4 protein-coding genes are annotated in these 8,106 nt (G+C 67.1%); 1 reads left to right on the top strand and 3 read right to left on the bottom strand.

Annotated features, from left to right (window positions below):
* Nucleotides 1-137: 137 nt before the first annotated feature.
* From AC56LR_RS21340 to AC56LR_RS21350, 3 genes are all read right to left on the bottom strand, one after another.
* On the bottom strand, nt 138-980 hold the full coding sequence (locus AC56LR_RS21340; RefSeq protein WP_497133448.1) for a MaoC/PaaZ C-terminal domain-containing protein: 843 nt from the start codon (nt 978-980) through the stop codon (nt 138-140).
* A complete protein-coding gene (gene cphA, locus AC56LR_RS21345) occupies nt 980-3,550 on the bottom strand; it encodes a cyanophycin synthetase (RefSeq protein ID WP_497133449.1) in 2,571 nt (856 codons plus the stop codon). The genes AC56LR_RS21340 and cphA overlap by 1 nt, the downstream gene beginning before the upstream one ends.
* Before the next feature lie 83 nt (nt 3,551-3,633).
* Entirely contained in the window at nt 3,634-5,811 is a 2,178-nt protein-coding gene (locus tag AC56LR_RS21350; RefSeq protein WP_497133451.1) for a cyanophycin synthetase, read from the bottom strand.
* 310 nt (nt 5,812-6,121) lie between these two features.
* On the opposite strand from AC56LR_RS21350, the gene AC56LR_RS21355 reads away from it, so the two are divergent.
* The coding region (locus tag AC56LR_RS21355) for a cyanophycin metabolism-associated ABC transporter (protein WP_497133453.1) at nt 6,122-8,106 on the top strand (1,985 nt) is incomplete at its 3' end.

The raw sequence follows: 8,106 nt of genomic DNA on the forward strand, positions 1-8,106 counted from the left end.
ATGATCTCCCGCTTGGATGGGAGCTGCTTCTTTTTCGGGTTCATGTTTATCCTTCCGGGGCATATTGTCCCCTATTTGGATGTCCATGAATCACGGACTGCCTCAACCTGACCCCGGTTCTGCTGGTTCTGTTGCCATCACGCCAGCGTGCAGTGCCCCGTCACTGCCTGCTTGCCGCCGGCTTCCACCACGAACTCACCCGGTTCCATCTCCGCCCGCAAGCTGACGGTCGTTCCCAGCGCCACCGGTGCGCGGAAGCGGCAGGCGATCGACGTGGCATGGCGTCCCGATTGCTTTTCCAGCGCGGCGCAACTGGCGGCCAGCGTGTGCATCCCATGGATGATCGGCCCGCGCATGCCCATCAGGCGGGCGCTCCAGCGATATAGATGAATCGGATTCCAGTCGCCGGACAGGCGCGCATAGCGGCGGCCTGCTGCGGCGTCGAGCGTCCATTGCGTGACGATTTCCCCAAGGGATGCCGCCGCTTCCTGCACCGGCTTCGCGTCGCGCCGTGTTCCGCGTCTGATCAAATAGGTGCTGGCGCAGGTGAACACCAGGGCATCGTTTGCGCTGCCGACAGTCTCCAGCGTGCAGCGCAGGGCGCCGCTGCCGGATGGCGGCAGCACGCGCAAGCTCGTGCGCACCAAGAGCGGCTGTCCGGGTTCGACCCGGCCATGTTCGGTGAGTGCATTCTCCATATGCACCATGCCCACGATCCGGAACGGAAAGCGCGGATCCAGCATCGTGGCCAGGTGCGCGCGCTGCGCGATCAGGTACCACCAGGTGACCGGAACCTGCCCCTCCATGAAACCGAAAGCCGCGCGGTAGCGGGCGATGTCGTCCAAGGGCAGCTGATCGAGCCGGTACTCCGTCACCAGTTCGGGTATCGCCGCGTCCGGACGCGACTGCGGGCGCTTGAACAGCGCCCGCAGCAGGGTAGGGATCCCCATCGCCGGCAGGGCCGGCGCATCAAACGGCATCAGCCTTCGGCCACCCGGCGCGCGATGTGCGCCAGCGCTTCGTCGACCTGGTCGATCAGGATCAGGCACAGGTCGCCCGCTTCCAGGCGCGACAGCGCGCGGTCGATGGCGACGAATTCGCCATTGATTTCCTCGACGTGGCTGGTGCGCGTGGCGCCGTTCAGGCCATGGCGCAGCAGGGCGAGCACTTCGCCGTCGGCGCGGCCGCGCTGGCACTGGTCCTGGTAGAGCAGCACGTCGTCGAAGGCGCGGCCGAGGATCTCGGTCTGCTGGGTGATGTCCTGGTCGCGGCGGTCGCCGGCGCCGCTGATCACCACCGAGCGGCGTTTCGCCGGCATCGCTTCGACGGCATTGACCAGGGCGGCGATCGCGTCCGGGTTGTGGCCGTAGTCGGCGATCAGGGTGGCGCCGCGGTAGTCGAACACGTTGAAACGGCCCGGCGCGTTGTCGCTTTCGCCGACAAAGGTGCGAAGGCCGGCGCGGATCGCGTCCCACGAGATGTCCACGGCCCAGGCGGCAGCCACCGAAGCCATCACGTTCTCGACCTGGAAGCCGACCGCGCCGCCGCGGGTGATCGGCACCTCGCTCAAGGGCACGCGGTGCTCGATTCTGCCCTGCGCCGCGACCAGCTGGCCGTCTTCGACGAAGACGACGCGGCGGCCCTGGGCGCGGTGCATCGCCATCAAGGGGTTGTTGACGTCGAGTGCGAAGAAGGTGACGTCGCCATGGGTGTTCTCGGCCATCGCGGCCACCACCGGGTCGGCGGCGTTGAGCACGGCCATGCCGCCCACGGCCACGTTCTGGACGATCACGCGCTTGAGCACCGCGAGGTCTTCGAGCGTCGTGATGTAGTTCAGGCCGAGGTGATCCCCGGCGCCGATGTTGGTGACGACGGCCACCTGGCATCGGTCGAAGGCCAGGCCTTCGCGCAGCAGGCCGCCGCGCGCCGTTTCGAACACGGCGGCGTCGACGTCCGGGTGCAGCAGCACGTTGCGCGCGCTGCGCGGGCCGGAGCAGTCGCCGCTGTCGATGCGGCGGCCTTCGATGTAGACGCCGTCGGTATTGGTCATGCCGGTGCGCAGGCCCGAGGCGGTGAGCAGGTGGGCGATCAGGCGCACGGTCGTGGTCTTGCCGTTGGTGCCGGTCACGGCGACCACCGGGATGCGGCCGTCGTCGCCGTCCGCGAACAAGGTCGAGACGATGGCTTCGCCGATCGGGCGGCTCTTGCCGAACGAAGGCGACAGGTGCATGCGCAGGCCCGGCGCGGCATTGACTTCGACGATGCCGCCGTTCTGGTCTTCGATCGGCTTCAATACGCTGTCGCACACCAGGTCGACGCCGCAGATGTCCAGGCCCACCATGTGGGCGGCCGCGATGCAGCGCTCGGCGACTTCCGGATGCACGTCGTCGGTGACGTCGGTGGCGGTGCCGCCGGTCGACAGGTTGGCGTTATTGCGCAGCACGACGCGCTGGCCCTGGGCCGGCTTCGAATCGGCATCCATGCCGCGCGCGGCGAGCGTGGCCAGGGCGATGTCGTCGAAGCGGATCTTGGTCAGCGAGGTCGAATGGCCTTCGCCGCGGCGCGGGTCGCGGTTGACCTGCTCGACCAGTTCGCGCACGCTGTGCACGCCGTCGCCGACCACGAAGGGCGGGTCGCGGCGGGCGGCGGCCACCAGCTTGTCGCCGATTACCAGGAGGCGGTAGTCGTAGCCCGGCAGGTAGCGCTCGACCAGGATGTCATCGCGGAATTCCGACGCGGTGTGGAAACCGGCCGTGAGCTGTTCCCTGGTGGTGACGTTGACCGTCACGCCCTTGCCCTGGTTGCCGTCCTTCGGCTTGATCACGACCGGCAGGCCGATCTCCTGGGCCGCAGCCCAGGCATCGTCAGGGTCGCTCACGCTGCGGCCCTGCGGCACCGGCACGCCGGCGGCGTCCAGCAGCTTCTTGGTCAGCTCCTTGTCCTGGGCGATGGTCTCGGCAATGGCGCCGGTCGCGTCGATCTCGGCGGCCTGGATGCGGCGCTGGCGGCTGCCCCAGCCGAACATGACCAGGCTGCCCTCGGTCAGGCGGCGGAACGGGATATTGCGCGCAACGGCGGCCTGCACGATCGCACCGGTGGAGGGGCCGAGGCGCACGTCTTCGTCGACATCGCGCAGGCGCGCCAGGGCGGCGGCGAGATCGAATTCGGTGTCGTTGCGGGCGGCCTCGCATAGTTGCTGGGCCAGTTCGATGGCCAGGCGGCCGACGTCTTCCTCGCTGTATTCGACCACGACCTGGTAGATGCCGGGTTCGAGCGTGGCGGTGGTGCGGCTGAAGGTGACCGGGCAGCCGGCTTCCGCCTGCAGCGACAGGGTGACCCGCTCGAGCACCTGGGCCATCGACACGGTGTCGTCATGGCCGGTCGGCTGCAGGTAACCCACCTGCGGGAAGCGCGCGCGCAGGCGTGCTTCGAAGCCGCTCAAGGTGCCGATCGATTCTTCCTCGGGCGTGCAGGCGACGATCGCCTCCACCGAGGTGTGGTGGCTCCAGAGGTTGGGGCCACGCAGGGCCCGTACGCGAGATACTTCCATAAACCGTCAGTCCTTTCGCGGCGCCGCGTGCTTTCGGGGCAGTGCGGTCGCCAGGGCCCGGCGGCGGCCGGGCCATTCTTGTATTAGTGATGCGTCTTTTTAGGGGTAGCGTCGAAGGCGCGCAGGCCGCCGCAGATCAGGTCTGGCGGCACGCCCAGCGCCCATGCCGCGGCCACCGCCGCCAGCACGCTGTCCGGATGCTTCACCGTCGCCGGCGGGATCTTCGACAGCTCCAGCAACGCGGTTTCTTCGTCGAAGCCTTCAGCCAGGATGATGCGGTTGTCGCGCACGAACACCACGCGCTCGCCTTCGGCGCGGTGGCTGGCCACGACCTGGTTCTCTTCGTCGAGTGCATAGAAGATCACGCGGCCGTCGGACAGTTCGGCCAGCGCCGCCACGGCTTCATTCGCGGCATTGAGCACGGCGGTGCCTTCCGGGAGGATGACGTCGACCTGGCTGCGGATGACGTTGCGCAGCGCATCCTGGTCGCGGATGTAGAACTCGTCGAGACCCGCCAGGCCTTCCATGTCGGTCACGATGCCCACCGTGCAGCGGTCGTAGGGGAGACCCTCGGCCAGGATCGAGCGCGCATTCGATTCGAACACCGCGGTCTGCACGGTGCGGTTGATCAGGATGCGCTGGCCGGCGTCGAACCCGGTCGCGTCTTTCGCGGCGACCTTGCGCGCGTCCAGGTACAGGCCTTCGCCGTTGGCCACGCCCACGTGCTTGCCCGTGATGTGCACCAGGCAGCCCACCAGGCGCGCGATCAGGCTGGTGCCGAACGTGCCGGTGACGCCCACCACGGGAATGCGGCCGCTCTCGGTTTCCGGGAACAGGTGGTCGACGATCGCCTTGCCGACATTGCGCGGCTCGCCGCTGGCCGGCTTGATGTGGGCCAGCAGGCCCGGGCTCGAATTGACTTCGATGATGGCGCCGCGCGTCTCTTCCAGCGGGCGCGTGATGTCGCTGGTCACCAGGTCGATGCCGGCGATGTCGAGGCCGACGATGCGCGCGGCCAGGGCCGCGGCATGCGCGACCGACGGGTGCATCTGGTCGGTGATGTCGTCGGCGACGTTGCCGTTCACCTGGATCAGCACTTTCTGGCCGGCCTGCGGCATGGAGTCGGGCGTGAGGCCCTGGCGCTTCAGGTCGAGCAGGATTTCGTCGTCCCGCGGGGTGACGCGCCCTAACGGGTGTTCTTCGCTGTCGCCGCGGCGCGGGTCGGTGTTGATCTGGCTGTCGCACAGTTCGGTGACCGACTGCGTGCCGTCGCCCGTCACCCACAGCGATTCGCCCATGGCGGCGGCGACCACCTTGCGGCCCACCACCAGCAGGCGGTGTTCGTTACCCGGGATGAAGCGCTCGACCAGCACCGCCGTGCTGTCGCCGGCTTCCGAAGCGATCGCGTAGGCGGTGGTGACTTCGGCCTCGGTCATGAGGTTCAGCGTCACGCCGCGCCCGTGGTTGCCGTCGACCGGCTTGACCACGACCGGCAGGCCGATGTCCTGGGCTTCTTCCCATGCCTGTTCGGCGCTGCGTACCAGGGCGCCTTCCGGCACCGGCACGCCGCACGAGGCCAGCAGGGTCTTGGTCAGGTCCTTGTCGCTGGCGATGCCTTCGCCGATCGCGCTGGTGCGGTCGGTCTCGGCGGTCCAGATGCGGCGCTGTGCGGCGCCGTGGCCGAGCTGCACCAGGTTGCCTTCGGTGAGCCGGATCGAGGGGATGCCGCGATCGGTAGCGCCATCGACGATGTGGGCGGTGGACGGGCCGAGGCAGTAGCGGTCGACCAGGCCGGTCAGGTGCCCGACCGTGGCGGCCATGTCGAAGGGCGTGTCGTTGATGGCCGCCATGATCAGGGCGTGGCCGGCGTCCAGCGCGGCGCGGCCGACGATGGGGTCGCGGGTGCGGAAGGCCATCTTGTAGACGCCATGCTCGCCGGTCGAGCGGGTCTTGCCGAAGCCGGTCTTCATGCCGGCCAGGTTCTGCAGCTCGAGCACGATGTGCTCGAGGATGTGGCCGGCCCAGGTGCCTTCGCGCAGGCGCTCGACGAAGCCGCCGTGGTAGCCGACCCCGCAATGGTGGACCATCAGGCCCGGCAGCCAGGCGAGCAGGCGGTCGGTGAAGCCGGGCAGGGTGTGCGAGGGGTAGTCTTCGAGTTCGCCGATGTCGAGCCAGGCTTCGATGACCGGGCGGTAGGTCCAGATGTTCGGACCGCGCAGGTGGTTCACGCGGAGGAACTTGATGTCGTTCTTCTTGTTCATGAAAAAATGTCTTTGCCGGCCGCCGCTGCTCGCATGCCGCGCGCCTTTACCTATGTTTGCCTGCCTGTCGCTACGGTACCGAAAGCCGGCGTTCCGCAGCGCACATCATGTATACTTGCCGGCCCGAAGCTTACCGTGCCGCAACGTTTTCTGCCAAGCTTCGTTCCTGTCATCCAAAAGATACGCAGAAACGTTATATCTGTTTGTGGAGCATTTCACGCAAACGGACGCGCCGGCAGACCTGTGCGCTGTCAAAGCGGCCCTGCTGCACATCCCACCAGAACCCATTGCCTGATGTCGGGCGCACTACATGACAACTCAACAACTTGCTATTCCGTCGTCCCTGGCGGTCACCGCCGGCGTGTTGCCTGAACACTGGCAAAATGACGTTACGAAACAGCTTGCACCAGGGGAAAACGTTTTAAACAGTGTCGAGGTTGACCTCGATTCGAAATTACGTTTCACGAAAGGCCTGGTGGTGGTCACCGACCGCCGCCTGCTGGCGCGCGCGCCGGGCGAGAGCGACTGGCGCGACTGGACCTGGCGCCCGGGGCTGGCGCTGCGCCACCACGACCATGCCGGGGTCGGCCACCTGGAGCTGGTCGATCCTGACGGCTTGCTGGCGTCCTGGCGCTTCACGCTGGGGCAGAACCTGCACGCGGTGCGCGTGGCCGATGCTTTTGCCGACCAGCTCAAGAGCCACTTCTCGGGCGTGCCGGTGTCGAAGGCCGACCAACACGCCTGCCCGAGCTGCAAGGCGCCGCTCGAGGCCGACGACGCCGAGTGCGCGGTGTGCGCCAAGGTGCTGCATACGCCGCCCTCGACCTGGACCCTGTTCCGCCTGTGGCGCTTCGCCCGGCCGTACAAGGGCCAGCTCCTGATCGGCTTCCTCCTGATGCTCGGTTCGACGGCGGCGCACATGATCCCGCCCTATCTCACCAAGCCGCTGATGGACAACGTCCTGATCCCGTACCAGAACGGCCAGAGCATCGACGTCTCGCTCGTCTATTTATATATGGGCGGCCTGTTCGGCGCGTCCATGCTGGCCTGGGCGCTGGGCTGGGGCAAGACCTATGTGCTGGCGCTGGCCTCCGAGCGCATCAGCGCCGACCTGCGCTCGACCACCTACGAACACCTGCTGCGGCTGTCCCTTGAATTCTTTGGCGGTAAACGCACCGGCGACCTGATGTCGCGCATCGGCAGCGGCTCGGACCGGATCAGTGTCTTCCTGTCGCTGCACCTGCTCGACTTCCTGTCGGACGTCCTCCTGATCATCATGACGGGCGTGATCCTGTTCAGCATGAACCCATGGCTGGCGCTGGTCACCCTGGTGCCGCTGCCTTTCATCGCCTGGATGATCCACGTGGTGCGCGACCGGCTGCGCACCGGTTTCGAGAAGATCGACCGCGTGTGGGGCGAGGTCACCAACGTGCTGGCCGATACGATTCCCGGCATCCGCGTGGTGAAAGCCTTTGCCCAGGAAAAGCGCGAAGCCAACCGCTTCCGCGAAGCCAACCGCCATAACCTGGTCGTCAACGACAAGTTGAACAAGGTCTGGTCGCTGTTCTCGCCGACGGTCTCGCTGCTGACCGAACTGGGCCTGCTGGTGATCTGGTGCTTCGGCATCTGGCAGGTTTCGCAGGGCGACATCACGGTGGGCACGCTGTCGGCCTTCATCGCCTACAGCGGCCGCTTCTACGTGAAACTCGACTCCATGAGCCGTATCGTGTCGGTGACCCAGAAATCGGCGTCGGCGGCCAAGCGCATCTTCGACATCCTTGATCACGTCTCGAGCGTGCCGGACCCGGTCAACCCGGTCACGGTGCCGAAAGTGGCGGGCAACATCGAGCTGCGCGAAGTCGGTTTCCGCTACGGTAACCGCGCCGTCAACCGCGGCATCTCGCTGAAGATCAAGGCCGGCGAGATGGTCGGCCTGGTCGGCCATTCCGGTTCGGGCAAGAGCACGCTGGTCAACCTGATCTGCCGCTTCTACGACGTGGCCGAAGGCGCGATCCTGCTGGACGGCGTCGATATCCGCACCTTTGCCGTGGCCGACTACCGCCGCCACATCGGCCTGGTGCTGCAGGAGCCTTTCCTGTTCTTCGGGACGATTGCCGAGAACATCGCCTACGGCAAGCCGGGCGCGACGCGCGAAGAGATCATCGCGTCGGCCCGCGCGGCCCACGCCCACGAATTCATCCTGCGCCTGCCGCAGGGCTACGACTCGATGGTGGGCGAGCGCGGCCAGGGCCTGTCCGGCGGCGAGCGCCAGCGCATCTCGATCGCGCGCGCGCT

The sequence above is a fragment of the Telluria sp. ZT3P39 genome, from assembly GCF_059685935.1.

Coding starts and splice junctions, on each gene's coding strand:
- AC56LR_RS21340 (WP_497133448.1), bottom strand. CDS start 980: ATGCCGTTTGATGCGCCGGCCCTGCCGGCGATGGGGATCCCTACCCTG.
- cphA (WP_497133449.1), bottom strand. CDS start 3,550: ATGGAAGTATCTCGCGTACGGGCCCTGCGTGGCCCCAACCTCTGGAGC.
- AC56LR_RS21350 (WP_497133451.1), bottom strand. CDS start 5,811: ATGAACAAGAAGAACGACATCAAGTTCCTCCGCGTGAACCACCTGCGC.